This is a genomic window from Glycomyces salinus, from assembly GCF_016428645.1.
GTDB lineage: Bacteria > Actinomycetota > Actinomycetes > Mycobacteriales > Micromonosporaceae > Glycomyces > Glycomyces salinus.
Genome location: NZ_JAELXW010000135.1, coordinates 1 through 1,184 on the forward strand (window position 1 = coordinate 1; position 1,184 = coordinate 1,184).

Consider the following 1,184-nt stretch of genomic DNA (forward strand, 5'->3'; position numbering starts at 1 on the left):
ACTAACTGGAGGCTCCCTCACTTCTCAAACAGGCCCTAGCCACCTGGCGTTCTGGGCCTGGCCGATCTGGCCTTTCACTTCGCTGACCTGGGCGGCTTTGCCGTCGAAGCCGACCGCGCTCAGCTCCTCGGCCAACTCGTTGGCTAGATCGGCGTTGCGGGCGAACTCGGCTTCGAGTTCGTCGGCTCGCTGCTTGTCGGCGGTCAGCCGCGAGAGCAGTTCTCCGATGCTGCTCATGCCTGCTTGGAAGCCTCGGCCGCTTGTGCCGCCTCCTCCAGGGAGCTCGCGGCTGCGATCGCCTGGGACCCAGCCTGTTCGGTCTGGCTCTTGCACGACTGCAAGGCCGCCACGGCAGCGGTCACGCCGATCTCTTCGAGCCTGGCCGAGAGTTCTTCGGCCATCTGGGTGTCGGCCTCGATCTGGGCCCTGAGCTCTTCGGCGGCCTGCTTGCTCGCGTTCAGCGCGGCGATGAGTTCGTCTACTGAGGCCACGGGGTGTGATCCATTCCATGAAGTGAGTGCGGGGCTACTTACGGGTCGCACACTATCGCATTACACCATTCGCGTGGGTTCGCTCCAGGCCCGGCCGGATCGTCACCTACCGGCGGGTAGGTGTGTTGCTGGTTGACTACGCCGGGTTCGCGCGTCATCCTCGGTCGTACACGCATCCGCGTGTGATCGAAATCCATATCGGTCGGTGGACCGCCTCTCGGTCGCCAAACTTCGTGGCGGTCCACCTCCTCAACCAGAGAGGAGTCCTCCCGTGGTCAGCGTTAGCCTACGCCACGAACGGGCCGCCACGCCAGAGCAAAATACTGTCGTTTCCGCAGCTCACACCTATCCGGTGAGCGGTCCCGACCCTGCCCTCGAAACTCTCGAGACCAGCGCGGAGTTCGACTGGGACCATCCGGAGAACGACCCGTCCCATCCGCGCTATGAGCCGCCGCACCTGCGGCACCGGCCCGGAGATACCTGGCAGATCGGCGGCAAGCCGTTCGACATCGACGACACCGGTCCGTACGGCAATCCGCTGTGGCGGCCCGATCGTCGCACCGGCCGCCACCGGCGCGGCGAACTGCCCGACCCGCTCCCGCCCGAATCCGCACCTGAACCGGAGCCGGAATACTCCCCGCCGCCGGTCGAGAACCAGCGGCCTTCGCCGGGCCCGCTTCGTCGCGGGTTCTG

At 66.0% G+C, this 1,184-nt stretch carries 3 protein-coding genes; 1 reads left to right on the plus strand and 2 read right to left on the minus strand.

Annotated elements, in window-relative coordinates; translation table 11 throughout:
- Positions 1–24: 24 nt before the first annotated feature.
- On the minus strand, positions 25–237 hold the full coding sequence (locus JFB92_RS23415; protein WP_199044168.1) for a hypothetical protein: 213 nt from the start codon (positions 235–237) through the stop codon (positions 25–27).
- Positions 234–491 carry a hypothetical protein gene (locus JFB92_RS23420; RefSeq protein WP_199044171.1) on the minus strand — a complete coding sequence of 86 codons (258 nt, stop codon included), beginning with the start codon at positions 489–491 and terminating at the stop codon, positions 234–236. Before JFB92_RS23420 ends, JFB92_RS23415 begins: the two co-directional genes overlap by 4 nt.
- Before the next feature lie 352 nt (positions 492–843).
- On the opposite strand from JFB92_RS23420, the gene JFB92_RS23425 reads away from it, so the two are divergent.
- Positions 844–1,184, plus strand: a 341-nt coding sequence (locus tag JFB92_RS23425; protein ID WP_199044174.1) for a hypothetical protein, incomplete at its 3' end; no start/stop codon positions are given.